The following is a 16,850-nucleotide window of genomic DNA, read 5'->3' as shown; positions in this document are numbered from 1 at the left end:
AATGACACTCTTCCATTACCTTTTTCGAGATAGGAATCCAATGTCCTTTTTCATCGCTTTTTACAAGTTTTCTTTTTAAGATGCGGCTAATGCTCGTGATTTTAGTCGTGAGATAAAGCCGCCCTTTTTTAGGATAACTGTTAATTTATAAACACCAATCCCTGGTTTTTTTTTACGATCCTGCATTCTTTTACAGGATAGTTTGTTTTGTTATCCCCGACAGCTCTCAGGTATTTCCCTCCTGTTAGGGTACCGCTCATTACATGACGTTCCCCCTTATACAGGAATACCGCTCCCGGAAGCATCCTTTCCAGATCGTTATACCTCCGCTGGCTTATCTTTACCTTCAGACGGCTGCGCATCCGGTCCGCTTCCTTCTGCCCGTGGAGCCGTACCTGTTTGAAGTACCAGTCTTCCAGGGAATCGTTCTTCTGGTCCATACGTTTTTTGCGGTTCCATGCAACAGTCTCCCCATCCAGTTTGTAAGTACGGTATGTCTGTGCCTGGATAAGCGCACGGTCCTGCCGGCGGAACTGTATGATGGTATGTACTTTTGTGAAGTCTGGTGCTTTTCCCGGGATGCTGTCCAGAGACAGTGCCCCGATGCACCAGGCATCCACTTCATGGTATTGCTCCTCTTTTGTTTTATGGTATCCGAGGGCGCGTCTCACACGCGCGGTATCCCTGCCGGTGCAGTAATGGACGTGTTCCTTCCCGAACTCTGTTTTCAGTTCCTTACAGATGAACGGGATGGCCTGGTTCAGGATGCTCAAGGCCCCATATTTCTTATCAAGGCCTTTCTTCTTATCCTTAAGCCTCTTTTCTGCTTTCTCGTCCTTATGTACCTTTTCATGGCAGTTCCGGCACAGCCCTGCGATGTTCCCTATGGTATTGGAACCACGTCTGGATCTTGGCACGATATGGTGGAAATCCTGGATTTCGTTTTTACAGAGCAGGCACTTCCCGTCCTGCAGGTCCCGGACTGCCTCATGCAGGTTATCAAAGCCTTTCAGCGGCCCGTTCTGGAAGTCCACCCCGGATATGGAAGGGTCTTCCAGCTGCATGAAAGCGAACCGGTTTACCTCCAGCCCGATATCTGTGACCGGAAGGTATTTCTGCATCAGATGCACCAGGTTGTCATGGGTCTGCACCAGGTGGCGTGCGGAAGGGGTCAGCCATCCGTCCGGGCGTCTCCTGTTGGAGAACCTTGCCTGGGTGTTCCGGATGATATGGCAGGTGATGAACTTATCCGCAGCATACTGCGGGAGCTTCCTCATCAGCATCCCTGCCTTCAGCATGGTACCGAACTTCCTTGCAAGCCTCTGGCGCGCTTTTCGCTCCCCGTTCCTGGAAGCCCTGCGGCTCTGCCTTCTCTTATCCATGAGTTTTGCGATCTCCCTGTTGCGTGTCTCCACTTTCGCAGAGAACAGAAGATCCCCTTCCAGGGAAAGGGCTGCAATCCCGATATTAGTGCGTCCCGGGTCCTCTGCCAGTGTCACCGGCTGGAGGACAGGATCGTTTTTATAAAGTAACTGTATGGTAAAAGGGACATGGCTGGCGATGCGTGCCCTGCCAGTATCCAGAAGTCTCTGTACATGTCTCCTTCTTGTAGTAGGCATCTGCGGTTTCCCGTCCATGCCCAGAACATAGATATACGGCATCAGGTGCCTCCTTTCGTAAATGTGCCATGCAGTACCGCAGGGATAAACGGTATCCCTGCCCCGGTGGTAAGCCTGTGCATGGCGGTAAAACGGTCTTCCTAAGCTTGGTACCTGCTCTGCAGGGTCACGGGACTGGAAAAATCCCGGAGTGCCATCCCAAAGGGAACGCAGGCATCGTGCTTCTGCTCAATCACTCATTTCGTAAAACCACGGCTTGTGAGACGCAAGCCCGTGACTTTAGTCATGGGTTCTTGACACAGGACAAATGTTTCTTTCTTTTTATGGAAAGCAGTTTTTCTTTTAATACCTGTGCTTCCTGAATTACGTTTTCTGAAGCCGTCTGAAGACATTGCATTAAAGTATTTTCTCTGTCTGTGTCATATAAATACTCTGTTAAACGAAAAATATAAGGTTCCTGTCCACAGTTCTGCATTCTTGCGCGGTAAGTTTTTTCACCATATTTTTCCATGAAAAAGTTATAAAAATCGTAAAGTTCTTCTCTTTCTTCTGCGGAAAAAAACATAATCTATTCCAGTTTTGGCAATCAGTGCGGCATTTTCGCAAGAAAGGAACTGAATTACTTTTTGGGTAGAATATCCGTTTTTCAGCATATCCTGAAATTTCTGGATAATCGTTTTCTTTTTGGTTCTCTTACTCATGGCAAGCTCCTTTTTTCTTTTTCTTCTAATATGTAGGATTTTTTCGATTCTAGATGCTTCTTATAAGAAAAAAGACCGGATCCAATCCGGCCTTAAATTTCAGTTATTTGTTTCGGACAACCCATTTCCATATTCCTTTTTCGTTTCCCGTAAATTTCCCTGCAGGAATCAGCTTCAGGAACCGGATGGTGAGGAGAGGTTCCGGATCCGCAATATAAGAATCTGCTAAAACTGCCAGCAGATGAATACTGTCTTTGTGAAGGGATAACAGTTCCGTCCCAGGATCCAGCTCAGATTCCTCACAGGTCCATTTCTGGATTTCGATATCCCCAGTTTCTTCAGACGTAATACTGCCTGGAAGACAGTTAGAAAAATTCTGGTAAGTCAGTATGTAACCAGTATTATTACAGCTAATATCAATTATATTATCCTTTACTACATTATCCTGGTCATTCCATTCCCAGTTATCTATTGTGATTGGAGCTGAGGTTTCTTTTAACTCTTTTTTTTCTGCTTCTGTCTGAGTATCCGGAGTTTGAGATTTTTCTTTAATGGTTTCAGGCACAGGAGTGTCTGTCTCGGTCTGTATGGGTTGTTCTTTTACTGGTTCAATAACTTCAGGCTCTTGTTCTTCGGGACTGTCAGAAAAAAGTGTGGAGATTTCGGCTTCTTCGGTTTCCTTTATTTTTGTAATAGACTGCGTTTCCGTATTTTCTTCTTCGGCAGATGCGGTTGCTGAAGCCATCACTAATGAAAAGGCAAGAACGAAAAACAGGATGTTTTTTCTTATATACATATCAAAATACCTCATTTTTCTTTTTAATATGTATTTTTTCCTTCCATACAGCAAAAAAGAGCCGGTTTCCCAGCTCTTTTCATCTAATTAATGCCAATATTCGTAAGGACTTCGTGTGATTTTTTTCTTTTCCGTAACAGTTGCCCTGCGTATGCTCTTTTCGGCAAGCTCTTTCGAGGCAAACAAACGGTTTTCCCTCACCTGGATTCCACCCCCGTTATCTGTAAAACGGACGAGAAACAGTCCTCCGGAACAGCGGACAACTTGTACTTCCCGAACATAATGATTCGATTCCACCAGGTAGGCGATATCTCCTGCTTTCATATTACAGAGTTTTCAGGTCAATTCGGTATTCAGCAGAGCCTTTTCCGTCAACTGTATAATATGCAGCACGTTCTTCTGCATTCAGATAAATCTCAATGCTTCCTGTCAGACCCTTGTCAGCAGCATCTTTTTTAACTGCTTTTTTCACGTCATCCATGGATACGTTTGTCTCAAAAATTTCCAGATGGATGGCACCGATTCTGGTAGAAGCTGTTTTAGCAACTTCTTTTACAACAGTCTCTGCTTTGTCTACAACTTCAGTTACCTTTTCAGCAGCCTCTTTTACTACAGGCTGGTTCATGAATTCCTTTAAATCACTGGTTCCTTTTTCTGCTGCTTTCTGGATAGTTTCTTTTACTGTACTGCTGTTGACAGTTGTTCTTCTTTTTCTCATAATCTGTTCTCCTCTAAATTAACACATTGTCTGTAAAATACTATAACACCTGTTCGGTCAGGTTGCAATCTGGAAAAACAGAGAAATTTTGCGTCCAGATAGCTATTCTGATATGCAAAAAAGAATGGCGGCAACAGCTGCAGCAAGTAAAAGAAGTCCAATTCCGATTCCAAGGAACAGGTTTTGGAACATTCTTTTTTCCGCTGGGCAGTAAAAATCATTAGGATTGTCAGGATTAACTATGATAACAACAATGTCACCTTTCTGCACTTCCGGTTTTGCGGTACCAATAAAACTTCTCTTCCGAAAAGTTTTTCCTGAAAAACTGTATTCGTATACTGGAAAGTATGAATAAGTTCTGATGTCACTAAACGAACTGGTATCACTTGAAACAGCTTCATGTAAAACATCAGCAACTGTTCCCGAAACTTTTTGCGTGCATGTTCGGCTTATTTTCTTATTCGAAAAATATAGGGCCAGACCGACAAGGAAAAATATAATGCCAAGAAACTCAAACGATGCTGCAATTAAAAGGACTATCCATGTGTTCTCTGTATGAATCTGCATTACGGCACGCACCTCCTCTTTCTTTTTAATATGTCATATTTTTTCTTTTTTTGCAATAAAAAATACCCATCTGCAAAGCAGACAGGTATCCTGGAAACATCAGTCATTATAATATTTTGCAATCATGCGTCCTTCTCTTCTGGACTGCTTATTGGTTTTCCCATAGAAAACACATGGGCGTCCAACGGGCGGTCGGTCGTGTACCGCCTTGCTGATCCCCATCTGCCGTTCCAGTTTCTGCATTTCCTTAGACGTAAGCCTTTTCATATCCATTTTCCCTTTCTACCATAAAAACTTTGGTTTCGCTCTGTGTAAAGACAGATGCGTCCTGGGCTGCATCCTGGTATGGCATCATCATGGTGAAACGGACCCATCCGTCACTGCCATCACTCTGCCAGACGCCTGCATCCTGGTTCCAGTACATGTCCAATATAGAATTATAAATCTGCCCGTCTTCCTGAATAGAAGTAAAACTCTGAAAATACCTGGAATAAACACGTTCCACAGATTCGCGTTTGTGCCAGATATACTTTTCAAACCTGTCCATGTCATTTTCCTCGATGAGGAATTCACGGATATGCCTGCAGGTATCAGAGTTGACCAGATCCTGTCCTATCATGTTATTAATGTAGTCTTTATTATCTTCGTATACCTGAAGTCCGGATATACAGATATGGGACAGCTCCGTCAGTGCAAGCCCCATAATTTCTTTTTGAAGCTGTTTGTTATCGTGATCGTAATAAAGCAGATCCATTTTATCTTTTAATTCTTCGAGCATGTCTTATCCTCCTCCTGGTAAACCTGGTAATAACAAATACAATAACAGCAATCGGGAGCAGAAGCATAAAAGAATATATTCTGCCCTGGTACTTCAGTTTAAATAATGAAGTACAGAAATCTGCAAAGGATGTACACCATGGCAGATATCCCTGTATCCAGTCTTTAAATGCTGTTCCAAAAGGGACAAGTACGTGATACCATAAAGCAGTCAGGCCTTTTATAACAGGCTGGTACAGATGTATTGATAAGTAGTTCCAGATTGAAAGAATTGTTTCCATTTTTCTTCTCCCTTCATCAAAAGTTTTTCTTCATTATTAATATGTCTTTTGAAAAAGAATGCACGAAAAAACCGCCGGAGGCAAACCGGCGGTACGAAAGAAATAAAAAAGAAAAATGGAAGACGAAAAACTTCGTCAATTATAATATGTCATTTTTTTCGGTAAATAGCAAAAAAAGAGCCATACCATAGTATAGCTCTTTGGGATGAGATACATTTTTCCTGTTATGCAAAGATGCCTCCTGCTGCCTTTCCACCATATTCAAATTTGATTCCAACGAAATCAGCATCGTCGTACTCTTTTTCCGTTTCAGATTCCGTAATATAGAAATCTTCAATCATTTGGATCTGATTAATAAACTGGCTGCATCCGCCGTATTCATTGATTAACAAAATATTTCTGGGATGGAACGTAGCAGTATATTCATATGCTTCTGTTTCCATATCAGAAAGTTTTTCACAATCCATGCTCATAGGCAGATGTACTTCTGGATAAAGTTTTTTCTTTTTTCCGTCAGCCATAATCAGTTGTATGTAATGATATTCTGGGTTGCCGTATAATCTGGATCTAAATGATAAATGGATGGTTAATTCGTCATCAAATTCCAGAATGTCTCCTACCATGCCTCTGTTTTCCTCCTGGCCAATTCATTCCAATAAACCGTTTTTTTCTTCTTAGCATCCGCTGCAAGACACCGGTCTGTCCTTCTTAACTTCACTGCATCCGATTTATATTTCGTGTAAAGGATGTAAAGGATATTGGTCGGAATGGTTGTCACATCTGCCTCTGATTTATTCATTGCGTATTTATAAGCTTCTTCTGTACAATTTTTCGCATCTAACATAATCGTTTCCTCCTGTAATAATAATTGGTTTTGTTTTTTTCGTACCTCATGATAAGTACTCCTTTCTGCAATATTTATGATTCATTTATAATATGTCATTTCTGTCACGCCCTTTCTGAATTTCTTTATTTTTAATATGTAGGATTTGTGGACAGAAAAACGATTTTTATAAGAAAAAATGCTGCTTTTGGCCAAAAAGGAGCAGCTAATTAAGCTGCTCCAAAAAGTTAAAGAGAATCCGGGCGGTAGGATACATTAATTTTCTGTACTTCATCTTCTTCTGTGTCAACCATGATTTCCACTCCGTCGAGATCGCCTTTTTTCACGTTGTAATAATGGTATCCGTCTGTGCTGTCATCCAGTTCGTAATCAATGCCGTTCAAAGCATCTTTTACTTCTTTTTCTGTCATTCCAATGGTTATGCCTTTCTGGATGGTAATTGGAAGGTTCGTGTCGTAGATATAGCCTTCCACCTCTGTTACAAAACAGTTTTCAATAGATGCTGCATCTTGGCTGTAATTGCGGGCCATGGTATGGAAATTCTGGTTGTCTTTGCTCATATACAGCCAGTCGGAACTCTTCCCTGCAATGACAGATGCGGATTTTTCTTCATCCAGTTTCCAGCCGTTGTTCAGGAATGCAGACACCGGTGCCGGAAGCTGATACAGGTCTCCTGCATATTCTACGATAGAAGAATCCAGGTCATCCCCCAGTTCTTCAGGTGTTTTGTAAGCGAGAACTTCTGCAGTAGGGTCTGTGCTGACTTCTGCTGCTGATGCGGCATTGGAATCCTCATCATAAATTATGTTTTCCAATTCAATTTCATTCAGGATCCCAGTCTCGTTGCTTACGTACAGGTCTGCCTGCTGGTAATAATCTTTCTCATAAGTAAGTTTTGTGTAGAGGTCTCCCTCATAAGTATCCGTAGGGGTTCCATACGCCTCTTTGATATCATCAATGGTAGATATTCCATATTTGATTCCTCCAGGAAGTTCAATGGAAGTATCCGGTTCTTCTGCAATCTTATAAGAATCTACAGAAAATCCTACAATGCTGCATTCTGTAACAGGAACGGTATTAATTCCAAGATTTACCAGTTCCCCATAAATAACCAGGTTACCTTTTTTGAACTGTGCTGTCGGGGAATAATTGCTTGGCTCCAGCTTGTCCGTTTCGTCTCCCTGGTATTCCCAGCCAAGAGATGTGAAATCTTCATAGGACATAGGAAATGTGTATTTTTCTCCGTCAATCTTTGCTTCAAAACTGTAGAGGTCATCGGAGAGATCTGATTTTTCTGTTTCTGATTCTGCCTCAGATTCCGTTTCTGTCTCTGTCTGAGTAACAGAAAGTTTCATGTTTGGGACTGCCATGACAGGCACTGCGGTACTGCAGCAGAGCACTGCTATGAGGCAGGAAATTAATTTTCTTTTCATAAAAGTCCTCCTTTGGGTTATCTGTGTTTTTACACCTTATATAATTAATATGTCATTTTTGCATGGAAACAGCAAAAAACCGCCGGTTTCCCAGCGGTTAAATAACTTTTTTAGCCGGAATTTCTCCGGCTTTTTCTGCGGTTACGCAAATACAAATTCCTTATAGTATTTTTCCAGAGCACGCTTGACCGTGTTGTAGATCAGTGTCCCAATAGCAAGCGTACAGCCATTCCCGCACTGCTGCTGGCGGCTGTCAAGGTTGCCAAGGAACGCAAATTCTTCATTAAAGCCCATTAAAGCAGATGCTTCCGCTACCGTTAAGGTCCGGTTTTCTTCCGGATGAATCAGCGGGAGCTTTCTCCAATTTACAATAGTAGGCGAAGGTTTATCCGGATCCAGCCGGTAATAACGGTCGGAATGCATAAGCGGGTTATCCCTGTATTCTGGGATGTCCTTAAAGTTATGTCCAGGTCTGACAAGTGCCATTTTTCTTACCGTATCTGAACGGTTCTTTGTCAGATCGTGATAATTAAACCACTTCTCTGTTACCTTTGTCAGAGCCTCCTTCACTGTTTTTACGGGATGGATCTTTAAACTTGGAAGGGTGATTTTTCCAATACGTGAGCCTATAACGATTGCCCGTTTCCGTAAAGTATATCCTCCTACATTGCTGTCACATACTACAGCAGAAGAGATGTCATAATCACTGCCAAGCTGGTTCATTACCCGGGAAAGATATTCCCCGTCATTACTGGATAAAAACTGAGGGACATTTTCGATGACAAAAATATCCGGTCTGTTTTCCTTTGTAATCCGGATATATTCATTTACCAGGTCTACGTCTTCATGTGCAGCCAGCATCTTTCTCCGGTTACTTGCAGAGAATGGTTTGCAGGATGGACCGCCGATAATCAGATTGTATGGATTTCCAATTCCCGATATTTCGCGGACATCCCCGCATTTTATATGGTCACCGATATTCTTCCGGTAGGAATCGCAGGCATCCGCATTGTAATCGCATGCAAATTGGATCTGGAAGGAAGGATCCTTATAAAAAGCCCAGTCCAGCATGCCGGCACCGGAAAACAGTGACATGACTGTAAATACCTGTTTTAAATCCTGCCGGACAGTTTTCGAAACTTCTGAAAAAGTGCCGTCCGTATGCATGGAATCCAGATAATCTAAAATAGTCATCTGGCCTTCCATACCTGCTGCCATATTCAGCATAACCGATGGAACTGAAAATTCCTTTAGCACCCTTTCGATAGATACGATTTTGCTGCGTAACTGCCGGATACACCGGACCACGATCCGGTCTTCCTTGACTTCCATTTCCAGATAGCTGCTGCTGGAAACCGCCTCCCGGACTTCCTTGCTCCGGATGTCAAACAGGGCCTTCTCTGTTCTGCCTGATTTTTTTCTTGATACCGTAGATCCTTCTTTTGATGGATGTATGATAATGCAGGTAGGTCTGACTTCGTATGTAAAATGGCTTCCAGGATAATAGGTTTCCCCAGGTATAATAGAAAAAGTCAATCCTCTTTTTGATGTGCGTAATCGCTTCATGTGTATTTCCTCCATTTTTCCATAAATTAATTTCAGTATTAATATGTCATTTAAGAAATTGAGAAAATGAAAAAGCCGGGATCTGCTCCCGGCTTTAAAAAATATGGATTACTTAAGGGTTAACCGGCTGGTTACTCTCAATTTTGGAAATTGTTTTTTCAGCATTTGTTTGATCCTGTGAGAATCCTTTTGAATCTCATCTTCTGTATCATGCAGAAAATGATACTGGTTGACCCAGACAATCTTGTTTCTGTCTACACGGTAATCCGGATGGTCTCTCGAAACAATCACCCACAGAACAACCTCGTAGTCGGTCTGCCAGCAGTAGGAAAGCTGAATTTTGGCAGATTCAGGAATTTCTTTCAGAAATCCTTTTACCACTTCTGCCAGGTTTTCATCTGAATAAGGCATCCAGTGTTCTGAAACACCGTACCACTTAATCTGCCGAATCATACTTCAGCCTCCTCATCATCCGAACTATTCAGGACCATAGACGCATCGCCGGACACTAAGAGGTATAATGTATCTGGCTCATCTTCACAAAGTCCAATCACACTGTAATTAACATCCATCAGAAGGTCACTGTCAACCAAACCAATTGAAATCAGATCCAGAAAGCCCTCCAGATTATTGTCAATCATATCAGAGATATGTACCTTGACTACACCCTCAATATAATGATTCTCATCTGAAAATTTCTGAATATCTTCCTGTGAAATTGGTCCGGACAGATAATCCTTTCGGTTTACAGTTATATGATGTTCAGAAGAAATCTGAATCTCTTTCAGTTCTTCTTCATACAACTCTTTCAGGGAACTATGTTCCATAAACTGGCAGTACTCTTCCATTTTCTTACGGAAGAATTGCTGTTCTTCTTCTGTCAGCGGCCAATCATACTCTTCAGATGTATCATCTGCCTCCAGATAATAAGAAGCTGTGATGTGTCCATCTGGATGCCAGTAGGTGTAAAAATTCACCCATGTGGAATCATTATCACGGGTATTAGTTCCAAAGTATCGGTCCACATCAGCCCATAGTTCGTAATAAGTTTCAATAACTCCTTTTTCTGTGTCCACGACAATTTCGTTGCAGCAGTTTACGGATTCTTTCGTGATATCAATTTCACGCTTTCCTCCAGTAAAGAGAGCTTCAAAATCTGTCTCATTATACCGTTTCCATTGTCCACCAAAGTCGGACCATAAAGTCGGATTCAGCGAATGCAACTCTTCACAGAACAGTTTCCGGTATTCTTCCAGCGCTGCTTCTGCTGATCCGAAAAACAGTTCTTCCTCCAGATTTCCTTTTTCTGTTCCAGTTTTTATATAGCTTCTTAATTTAAACATAATTTTTCCTCCTGAGTGAATTAACACAATCCTTTTTGCGTATATACTGCATAGCTTACATGCCAACCATCTGCTTTATGGCGTGCCAGCAAAGAAGCAAGTTCCTGATCGGAATATCCACCAGACCATGCTACAATACGGTTAGTCTTGTCTCTGATACAAATTTCTATATTTTTCATAAGTTTTCCTTTCAGTCTGCAAGTCGGACGATAAAAAGGTTGTCATAAAAGCCAAAAGCTACAACAGTTCTATCCAAAAGATCTTTTCTTTGTTCGAAAATATCAAGCGTTTTTCCTTTGGTAATCATTTCCAAATTATCATCATTAACTTTTGTTTCTCCGTTCCAGTTATCGTAAAGTTCTAATAATGCTCCAAATGGCATAATATAAGTTCCTCCTATTTTTTCTTTAGCAATTTATTGCTTCATTTACAAATTCCCGCGCCTCTTTATAACTTGCAAACCAATCCGTATAGACATCTCTTCCAGGAAGGATTTTGGAAGTATTTTCCGGTTTGGCAGCTGCCTGTTTTTTGTCTGCGACATACGCTGTCACTCTTCCATCATCATAAAATGATGTGGTCACTGCCCAGAATGTTTTTAATCCTTCCGGTACCAGTTCGTATTCAGCAGCTTCTTTTTCTGAAAGCTCACAATTATATTCAATATATCCCCAGGATTCTGCTCCGATTTCTTCGCAGAATGTGCGGTTATCGAAATTGTGAATCTCGATAACAGAATCCTTGCATGGATAGCTTCCAAGGGTAACAGGTCTTTGTGTACTGTAATATCTCATTTTTTCAGCTCCTTCTCAGTAATAATATTTAAGCAGTTCCTCAAAAAAGCATTTTCGTTTCCCGGATAGTAAAATTCAGAAAATTTAGGATCATCAAGTGATTTTCTGATACCATAGGCAGAAAATAATTTTGTAAAATTATCTTCCGGATATTCTGATAACAGGACCGTGGAAACATGAATAAGCTGTTCCTGTTTATCAATCTTATCATACAAAATATCTTCGATTTCGTATAAATGCATTTCAATCTTTGACGGATCTGGGCTGTCAAGCATCCAGCATTCTTTTGTCAGATAGGCATCCGGTACATAACGCTGTACATCCCCGGAAGGAAGCAGACGTATTCCGTCTGCCTCTTCATAGATAGAATGTACAACCTGGCAAGCTTCTTCTGGATAAGTATACAGATACAATGTTGGATACAGTCCAAGCTCTAACATCATACTTATATTCTCTCCAACAGATGGTATTGCAGATATTGCGTGGAATTTGTCTTCCTCACTGAAAGAAATTCTAGGAAAAGTCTCATCTTCGTTTTCACACCGGACAAGAGGTATCCTGGGAACGAATTCTTTCACCGGAAATAAACTTGCATGGTACAGCATATAATTACCTCCAGATTCCTTCGCTACGGATAATCTTGCAGCGGTCTTCTGTGAATGGTTCGCCGATTAATTTCCTACAGGCATTGCAGTGAGCCTCTATGCGTCCATTATTTTCTTCATAGTGAAAACATTTACTTCCACAACTACAAGAGTGACCCTGAGACTGCATATAAGACCAGATGTTATTATCATCCGGATGGTACTGGATATAATGACTTTTTTCTTTCCAGTCAGGAGCTACAAGCTCGTACCAGTATAGATAATTACAGGTTGCAGTCACTTTAATTCCATATGTTCCGAACAAAGCTTCCAAAACAAAAGGAATTTCATTCATTGCAGTACCGGACATCTCTTTGTATAAAGAGGTCTTCGAAATCTGTGCTTTCTTTGAATTGAAAAGCTCAATATGAATTGTATTTTCTTCTCTGCATACAGAGATATATCCTTCATTCCCGATATTCTGTCCACAATATTCTACATGGCTGACAGGATCATTATCCACCCAGTGAATTGTAAACTTATTCTGGTCATAAGTAAGGGCTTCTTCGTTTATCGCTTCTGTTCCACAACGGCTGCAGGACCAACTGTTATCCCGATCCGGTTCTTGGTCTACCTGTACACAGCCATTAACTGTATCAAGATAATTTCCCTCTGTATCAACTTCCCAGTCCTGCATAACATGGGCTGTAGTTATAAAAGTGTTGTTTCCGCATTTTGGACAAATTCTTCTCATAATATTTTCTCCTTTGATCATTGTATTCTCCTACTGCAGAATCCTCTTTTCGATTTCTGCTGCAATTTCTGTGAAATTCATACGGATATATTTCCATAATTTTTTCTGCTGGTAGTTGCCATTATAGTTAATCACAATACCATTAGCCTGATAATGCACCCCAACACGACGGTGATCCAGTTCGGAAAAATCCAAATCTGTATGGTTCCTGAAGATAACATTGGACCAGTCGCTTCCGATACAATAGGAAAAAACATCCTTGACAGCATTCAGAAAATCGCCTCCGGACAGATATACCTTTTTCACATCAGGAAACCAGCCATAGACTTCACATACCTCTTTTGTATCAAATAGATACTTTATAATCTTTTCTTCCGTTGTCATTCCAAAACCGGTATCAAACAACTGAAAGATATCCATTTGTCCTGCACATGCATACTCATTTCTCATTATGGTTTCCTCCTACCATGGAAAGGCATTGTACAATGTATTATTTCTTACATTTTTGACCTCGAAAAGATATGCCCCGTTATTCTCGTAATCAGCTATATCAAGATTAACGATTTTCCGTTTTGGATATCCTTTCCGATAGATCCGTTCCGCTTTTTTGTAAGAAGTGGCAATAATAATCCCTTTGTCGCCCTCACTGTTCTCATAAGCGTATACTTTTTTTCTAAACATATAAGTTCCTCCATAGATTTATTTTTGAATCTAATCCATATTAAATTTTGCTCCTTCCTTCACAAATTTTAGATTCATCTCTAATATGTATTTCTGGAAAAATGACAAAAAAAGAGAGCCCGAAGGCTCTCAAAATATAGATCAGCAGAATTTAGATACAAATTCTTTTTCTGTTATCACAGGAACTCCCAGTTTTGAAGCTTTTACAGATTTGCTGGAAGTAGACGGCTCATTTGAAATAAGGTAAGATGTTTTAGAAGAAACGGACCCACTGGCTTTTCCGCCCATGGATTCAATTTTTTCTTTCAGTGCATTTCTGCTTTTAAAGATATGAACAGATCCGGTAATAACAAAAGTTAATCCTTCCAAAGAAACTGTTTTTTCGGAAGTTTGAACAACCACAACCATATCATTACTGATAGAAAGTCTGGAAATAAGAAGTTTATATTCTGTATCATTCTGAATATACCAGTCTTTTATTGCTTTTGCCCTTACTTCTCCAATTCCATTCATAGCCGATAATACAGGTACGGCTTCTTTTGAAGATAATAATTCGGCAAGAAGTGTCGTCTTACAATAGCCAGGCTTCTTCTGGAACTCTTTTTCCAAAATCTTCGCCACATCATGTCCACATCCCGGAATCCCCAGGCTGTAAAAGAACTGTCTGAAAGTAGTTGTTCTGGAACTGTAAACAGAATCGAAAAGATTCTGAGCAGACTTCAAACCCCATCCATCAAGAGAAGAGATTTCTTTCTTGTACTGGTCAAGATTGAACAGATCTGTTCTTTTTTTGATGAAACCATGGTCAATAAGCTGTTCAAGTTTTGAGGAAGATAGCCCAACCACGTTAAGCCCGTCCCTGCATACGAGACGCTCAAACATTCCTATGTGTTTTGCCGCGCAGGACGGATTGGTACAATAGAGGGCTTCTGTATGTCCATCCGCACCAATCCGGCGTTTTGTCTGGCTGCCGCACACAGGACAAGTTGCAGGAACCGGAACAAGAGGATTCTCCCCTGCAGTCAAGTTCTCATCAATCTGCGGGATGATTTTGTTTGCCTTGTAGACGGTAACAAGGTCTCCGATTCCAAGCCTGAGATTTTGTATATAACTGATATTATGTAGGCTTGCCCTGGAAACATCCGTTCCTTCCAAACTGACAGTATCAAAAACTGCAACTGGATTAATGAGTCCGGTTCTGGAAGCAGACCATTCTACGTCACGCAGGGTTGTCTCCACAGTGTCATCCTGCCATTTGAAAGCAATCGAATTGCGTGGGAATTTTCCAGTTATTCCAAGGGATTCACCATATGCAAGGTCATTTAGCGTAAGAACCAGGCCATCTGATGGATATGGATTATTTACGATAAGTTTTTCAAATTCCCCTACTGCATCAACAACAGTGTCTGGATTCACCATCTGGTATTCGACAGCCTCAAAGCCCCAGCTTTTCAGCATTCTGATGGAATCGACATAGGTGCTGCAGTAATCCAATGCATTTACGAAAGTAAAAGCCGTGAAATGAACCCTTCTCTGGGCACATTTTCTGGAATCAAACTGTCGGATGCTTCCACTTGCAAGATTTCGGGGGTTTTGGTAAGCGTCTGCTTCCGGAAGCGACTTGTTGATCTCTTCAAAATCTTTATAGCTGATAACAGCCTCGCCCCGAACAACCACTTTTCCCTCTTCTGGAATAACAGAAGGAAGTCCTTTGATAAAAGGGGCATTATGTGTAATGTCTTCCCCTGCCAGACCATTACCTCTCGTAACAGCTTGTTTCAAGAGTCCTTTTTCATAAGTGGCAACAACTGTCAGCCCGTCCATTTTCCAGGATAAAGCTGCTGTCTGCCCATTTAACCAGGAAACTAACGCCTGTCTGTCCTTTGTCTTATCCAGGGACAATGCCGGTACTTCATGGGCTACTTTTTCCAGATGAGAAACAACCCTATAACCTACCGTATGTGTTGGACTTTCTGGAAGTGAAACACCCAGTTCTTTTTCCAAGGCAGCTAATTCATCATACTTCTGGTCATATTCCTTATTGCTCATAAGTTCTCTGTTTTCGGTGTAGTATGCCTTTGATGCCTCCTGCAGTTCCTGGGTAAGTTCTTTTAATTTATTATTTTTTTCCTTTGCCATATTATCTCCTTCTTTAGCCTTCTGCTTCTGTTACTTTGATTTCGAAATGCTTTCCTGTTGTACGCTCTTTGACATACAAGGTTTCCTCGTCTCCTTCCAACACCTTGTAAGAATTTGGGAGATACTCATCAATAACATTAATCAGCTCCTTAATTCCTTCATTCATAATAGTTTCCTCCTGAGATTTTTCTGAATCCATATTAAATTTTTCCTTCTCCCTTCTTCCTAAATTTTAGATTCACTTTTAATATGTATTTCTGGAAAAATGACAAAGAAAAAGAGAGCCCGAAGGCTCTCTGATAATATGAATCAGAATCCCATTTCCTGCAGTTTTTCGTATGTTTCCGCAGATGCAACTACGGTACAGGATGTTACACCGTTTCGAGTTGTATTCAGCTCTTTTGCCAAGGAGCCAAACAACATGTCCAGTTCATCCATTCCCGCTTTTGTCAGAATGTGATGGCTGACATCCAGCTGTGTTTCACAGTGGACGCCATCTTTTGTGACATAATCGATATCTACAGCGGAAAATTTTTTAATTTCATCCACTTCTGTCTGCAGTTTGTCATTTTTGATGATTTCTTTGATCGTCATGATTAATTTTCCTCCTTGTTTTCCTCAATCAAGTTATGAAGATTCTCCCAGTAAGAAAGATTGCAGTCATACCGCCCATTTACATAAACGGATGCTGAATTATTAATTTCTTCCTCTGTAATTTCAAGATCTTCATTTTCAGCAAAGGTCAAGATATCTTCCTTGACATGCTCAGCCCAGATTTTTCTGTAAAACACATCTTTTTCCTCAAAAGACAGATATTCAGATAAGATGTCCGAAATATTTGTATTTGATCGTAAAAGAACAAAGTCCAGAATATTTTTCAATAATTCCAGCTTTTTACCATCCAAATCGGTCAGATCTTTTGTCAGCAAGATTTTTGCATCTTCCCTTAAATGATTCTCAATTTTACGTTTTTTCAGGATATCCAGAGCAGCTTCTTTGGTCAGATAGATCTCAAATGATCTTCCGTAATTGTATTCCTGGAAGATCTGCTCTGTTTCTTCATCGAATTCAAAACGGACTTTCTGGGAATTTACAGAAACGGTAATATACACCCTGCCAATTGTTTCAACAATACCTTCAATTATCCGTTTTTCCGGTTCCAGTTTATCAGAACCTTCTCCTATACGAAGAAGGTAAACGGTCTGTCCTTTGAGCCAATCTTCTTTATGAAATTCTGTAAACATATAAATTCC

The 16,850-nt window shown here is 40.9% G+C and carries 26 protein-coding genes; all 26 read right to left on the bottom strand.

Features of this window, described 5'->3' with window-relative positions:
- Positions 1-140 precede the first annotated feature (140 nt).
- Positions 141-1,661, bottom strand: coding sequence for an RRXRR domain-containing protein (locus tag GPK81_RS11815; RefSeq protein WP_215707111.1), 1,521 nt, complete (start codon positions 1,659-1,661; stop codon positions 141-143).
- A 476-nt stretch (positions 1,662-2,137) separates the two neighbouring features.
- A complete protein-coding gene (locus GPK81_RS11810) occupies positions 2,138-2,320 on the bottom strand; it encodes a hypothetical protein (RefSeq protein WP_215707110.1) in 183 nt (60 codons plus the stop codon).
- Between the two features lie 103 nt (positions 2,321-2,423).
- Complete coding sequence (locus GPK81_RS11805; RefSeq protein WP_215707109.1) at positions 2,424-3,116, bottom strand: hypothetical protein; 693 nt, start codon at positions 3,114-3,116, stop codon at positions 2,424-2,426.
- A gap of 87 nt (positions 3,117-3,203) precedes the next feature.
- The gene (locus tag GPK81_RS11800) at positions 3,204-3,440 is read right to left on the bottom strand and encodes a hypothetical protein (protein ID WP_215707108.1); all 237 of its coding nucleotides are present in this window, start codon (positions 3,438-3,440) and stop codon (positions 3,204-3,206) included.
- Between the two features lies 1 nt (position 3,441).
- A complete protein-coding gene (locus GPK81_RS11795) occupies positions 3,442-3,834 on the bottom strand; it encodes a DUF6465 family protein (RefSeq protein ID WP_215707107.1) in 393 nt (130 codons plus the stop codon).
- 102 nt (positions 3,835-3,936) lie between these two features.
- The gene (locus tag GPK81_RS11790) at positions 3,937-4,401 is read right to left on the bottom strand and encodes a DUF3592 domain-containing protein (RefSeq protein ID WP_215707106.1); all 465 of its coding nucleotides are present in this window, start codon (positions 4,399-4,401) and stop codon (positions 3,937-3,939) included.
- A gap of 99 nt (positions 4,402-4,500) precedes the next feature.
- Positions 4,501-4,668 (bottom strand): hypothetical protein, encoded by a 168-nt coding sequence (locus tag GPK81_RS11785; RefSeq protein WP_215707105.1) that lies wholly within the window; start codon positions 4,666-4,668, stop codon positions 4,501-4,503.
- Complete coding sequence (locus tag GPK81_RS11780; protein ID WP_215707104.1) at positions 4,649-5,179, bottom strand: hypothetical protein; 531 nt, start codon at positions 5,177-5,179, stop codon at positions 4,649-4,651. Before GPK81_RS11780 ends, GPK81_RS11785 begins: the two co-directional genes overlap by 20 nt.
- Positions 5,157-5,459 carry a hypothetical protein gene (locus GPK81_RS11775; RefSeq protein ID WP_215707103.1) on the bottom strand — a complete coding sequence of 101 codons (303 nt, stop codon included), beginning with the start codon at positions 5,457-5,459 and terminating at the stop codon, positions 5,157-5,159. The genes GPK81_RS11780 and GPK81_RS11775 overlap by 23 nt, the downstream gene beginning before the upstream one ends.
- Positions 5,460-5,683: 224 nt before the next feature.
- Positions 5,684-6,082: a hypothetical protein gene (locus GPK81_RS11770; protein ID WP_215707102.1), complete on the bottom strand. Its 399-nt coding sequence runs from the start codon at positions 6,080-6,082 to the stop codon at positions 5,684-5,686.
- Positions 6,076-6,303 carry a hypothetical protein gene (locus GPK81_RS11765; protein ID WP_215707101.1) on the bottom strand — a complete coding sequence of 76 codons (228 nt, stop codon included), beginning with the start codon at positions 6,301-6,303 and terminating at the stop codon, positions 6,076-6,078. Before GPK81_RS11765 ends, GPK81_RS11770 begins: the two co-directional genes overlap by 7 nt.
- Positions 6,304-6,530: 227 nt before the next feature.
- On the bottom strand, positions 6,531-7,736 hold the full coding sequence (locus tag GPK81_RS11760; RefSeq protein ID WP_215707100.1) for a hypothetical protein: 1,206 nt from the start codon (positions 7,734-7,736) through the stop codon (positions 6,531-6,533).
- Positions 7,737-7,877: 141 nt separating this feature from the next.
- Positions 7,878-9,302 (bottom strand): DNA cytosine methyltransferase, encoded by a 1,425-nt coding sequence (locus tag GPK81_RS11755; protein ID WP_215707099.1) that lies wholly within the window; start codon positions 9,300-9,302, stop codon positions 7,878-7,880.
- Positions 9,303-9,410: 108 nt separating this feature from the next.
- Positions 9,411-9,755, bottom strand: coding sequence for a hypothetical protein (locus tag GPK81_RS11750; protein ID WP_215707098.1), 345 nt, complete (start codon positions 9,753-9,755; stop codon positions 9,411-9,413).
- Positions 9,752-10,645, bottom strand: coding sequence for a hypothetical protein (locus GPK81_RS11745; protein WP_215707097.1), 894 nt, complete (start codon positions 10,643-10,645; stop codon positions 9,752-9,754). Before GPK81_RS11745 ends, GPK81_RS11750 begins: the two co-directional genes overlap by 4 nt.
- Before the next feature lie 20 nt (positions 10,646-10,665).
- On the bottom strand, positions 10,666-10,824 hold the full coding sequence (locus tag GPK81_RS11740; RefSeq protein WP_215707096.1) for a hypothetical protein: 159 nt from the start codon (positions 10,822-10,824) through the stop codon (positions 10,666-10,668).
- Positions 10,825-10,835: 11 nt separating this feature from the next.
- On the bottom strand, positions 10,836-11,027 hold the full coding sequence (locus tag GPK81_RS11735) for a hypothetical protein (RefSeq protein WP_215707095.1): 192 nt from the start codon (positions 11,025-11,027) through the stop codon (positions 10,836-10,838).
- Positions 11,028-11,052: 25 nt separating this feature from the next.
- Positions 11,053-11,439, bottom strand: a complete 387-nt coding sequence (locus GPK81_RS11730; RefSeq protein ID WP_215707094.1) for a hypothetical protein — start codon at positions 11,437-11,439, stop codon at positions 11,053-11,055.
- Positions 11,436-12,044, bottom strand: coding sequence for a hypothetical protein (locus tag GPK81_RS11725; RefSeq protein WP_215707093.1), 609 nt, complete (start codon positions 12,042-12,044; stop codon positions 11,436-11,438). The genes GPK81_RS11730 and GPK81_RS11725 overlap by 4 nt, the downstream gene beginning before the upstream one ends.
- Before the next feature lie 4 nt (positions 12,045-12,048).
- Positions 12,049-12,777 (bottom strand): hypothetical protein, encoded by a 729-nt coding sequence (locus GPK81_RS11720; protein ID WP_215707092.1) that lies wholly within the window; start codon positions 12,775-12,777, stop codon positions 12,049-12,051.
- A gap of 30 nt (positions 12,778-12,807) precedes the next feature.
- The gene (locus tag GPK81_RS11715; protein ID WP_215707091.1) at positions 12,808-13,227 is read right to left on the bottom strand and encodes a hypothetical protein; all 420 of its coding nucleotides are present in this window, start codon (positions 13,225-13,227) and stop codon (positions 12,808-12,810) included.
- Positions 13,228-13,239: 12 nt separating this feature from the next.
- A complete protein-coding gene (locus GPK81_RS11710; protein WP_215707090.1) occupies positions 13,240-13,458 on the bottom strand; it encodes a hypothetical protein in 219 nt (72 codons plus the stop codon).
- Between the two features lie 141 nt (positions 13,459-13,599).
- On the bottom strand, positions 13,600-15,597 hold the full coding sequence (gene ligA / locus GPK81_RS11705; RefSeq protein ID WP_215707089.1) for an NAD-dependent DNA ligase LigA: 1,998 nt from the start codon (positions 15,595-15,597) through the stop codon (positions 13,600-13,602).
- A 13-nt stretch (positions 15,598-15,610) separates the two neighbouring features.
- Positions 15,611-15,763, bottom strand: coding sequence for a hypothetical protein (locus GPK81_RS11700; protein WP_215707088.1), 153 nt, complete (start codon positions 15,761-15,763; stop codon positions 15,611-15,613).
- Positions 15,764-15,906: 143 nt separating this feature from the next.
- Positions 15,907-16,191, bottom strand: coding sequence for a hypothetical protein (locus GPK81_RS11695; protein WP_215707087.1), 285 nt, complete (start codon positions 16,189-16,191; stop codon positions 15,907-15,909).
- A 2-nt stretch (positions 16,192-16,193) separates the two neighbouring features.
- The gene (locus GPK81_RS11690) at positions 16,194-16,841 is read right to left on the bottom strand and encodes a beta barrel domain-containing protein (protein WP_215707086.1); all 648 of its coding nucleotides are present in this window, start codon (positions 16,839-16,841) and stop codon (positions 16,194-16,196) included.
- Positions 16,842-16,850 lie beyond the last annotated feature (9 nt).

Origin of the sequence: Blautia sp. MCC283, assembly GCF_018785565.1 — a bacterium.
Classification (GTDB): domain Bacteria; phylum Bacillota; class Clostridia; order Lachnospirales; family Lachnospiraceae; genus Blautia_A.
The sequence above is the reverse complement of the archived record's forward strand: the minus strand, read 5'-3'. Positions and strand labels throughout refer to the sequence as shown.

Coding starts and splice junctions, on each gene's coding strand:
- GPK81_RS11720 (WP_215707092.1), bottom strand. CDS start 12,777: ATGAGAAGAATTTGTCCAAAATGCGGAAACAACACTTTTATAACTACA.
- GPK81_RS11690 (WP_215707086.1), bottom strand. CDS start 16,841: ATGTTTACAGAATTTCATAAAGAAGATTGGCTCAAAGGACAGACCGTT.
- GPK81_RS11725 (WP_215707093.1), bottom strand. CDS start 12,044: ATGCTGTACCATGCAAGTTTATTTCCGGTGAAAGAATTCGTTCCCAGG.
- GPK81_RS11695 (WP_215707087.1), bottom strand. CDS start 16,191: ATGACGATCAAAGAAATCATCAAAAATGACAAACTGCAGACAGAAGTG.
- GPK81_RS11810 (WP_215707110.1), bottom strand. CDS start 2,320: ATGAGTAAGAGAACCAAAAAGAAAACGATTATCCAGAAATTTCAGGAT.
- GPK81_RS11765 (WP_215707101.1), bottom strand. CDS start 6,303: ATGTTAGATGCGAAAAATTGTACAGAAGAAGCTTATAAATACGCAATG.
- GPK81_RS11770 (WP_215707102.1), bottom strand. CDS start 6,082: ATGGTAGGAGACATTCTGGAATTTGATGACGAATTAACCATCCATTTA.
- GPK81_RS11700 (WP_215707088.1), bottom strand. CDS start 15,763: ATGAATGAAGGAATTAAGGAGCTGATTAATGTTATTGATGAGTATCTC.
- GPK81_RS11805 (WP_215707109.1), bottom strand. CDS start 3,116: ATGTATATAAGAAAAAACATCCTGTTTTTCGTTCTTGCCTTTTCATTA.
- GPK81_RS11730 (WP_215707094.1), bottom strand. CDS start 11,439: ATGAGATATTACAGTACACAAAGACCTGTTACCCTTGGAAGCTATCCA.
- GPK81_RS11760 (WP_215707100.1), bottom strand. CDS start 7,736: ATGAAAAGAAAATTAATTTCCTGCCTCATAGCAGTGCTCTGCTGCAGT.
- GPK81_RS11795 (WP_215707107.1), bottom strand. CDS start 3,834: ATGAGAAAAAGAAGAACAACTGTCAACAGCAGTACAGTAAAAGAAACT.
- GPK81_RS11815 (WP_215707111.1), bottom strand. CDS start 1,661: ATGCCGTATATCTATGTTCTGGGCATGGACGGGAAACCGCAGATGCCT.
- GPK81_RS11735 (WP_215707095.1), bottom strand. CDS start 11,027: ATGCCATTTGGAGCATTATTAGAACTTTACGATAACTGGAACGGAGAA.
- ligA (WP_215707089.1), bottom strand. CDS start 15,597: ATGGCAAAGGAAAAAAATAATAAATTAAAAGAACTTACCCAGGAACTG.
- GPK81_RS11750 (WP_215707098.1), bottom strand. CDS start 9,755: ATGATTCGGCAGATTAAGTGGTACGGTGTTTCAGAACACTGGATGCCT.
- GPK81_RS11755 (WP_215707099.1), bottom strand. CDS start 9,302: ATGAAGCGATTACGCACATCAAAAAGAGGATTGACTTTTTCTATTATA.
- GPK81_RS11775 (WP_215707103.1), bottom strand. CDS start 5,459: ATGGAAACAATTCTTTCAATCTGGAACTACTTATCAATACATCTGTAC.
- GPK81_RS11740 (WP_215707096.1), bottom strand. CDS start 10,824: ATGAAAAATATAGAAATTTGTATCAGAGACAAGACTAACCGTATTGTA.
- GPK81_RS11780 (WP_215707104.1), bottom strand. CDS start 5,179: ATGCTCGAAGAATTAAAAGATAAAATGGATCTGCTTTATTACGATCAC.
- GPK81_RS11785 (WP_215707105.1), bottom strand. CDS start 4,668: ATGAAAAGGCTTACGTCTAAGGAAATGCAGAAACTGGAACGGCAGATG.
- GPK81_RS11800 (WP_215707108.1), bottom strand. CDS start 3,440: ATGAAAGCAGGAGATATCGCCTACCTGGTGGAATCGAATCATTATGTT.
- GPK81_RS11710 (WP_215707090.1), bottom strand. CDS start 13,458: ATGTTTAGAAAAAAAGTATACGCTTATGAGAACAGTGAGGGCGACAAA.
- GPK81_RS11715 (WP_215707091.1), bottom strand. CDS start 13,227: ATGAGAAATGAGTATGCATGTGCAGGACAAATGGATATCTTTCAGTTG.
- GPK81_RS11790 (WP_215707106.1), bottom strand. CDS start 4,401: ATGCAGATTCATACAGAGAACACATGGATAGTCCTTTTAATTGCAGCA.
- GPK81_RS11745 (WP_215707097.1), bottom strand. CDS start 10,645: ATGTTTAAATTAAGAAGCTATATAAAAACTGGAACAGAAAAAGGAAAT.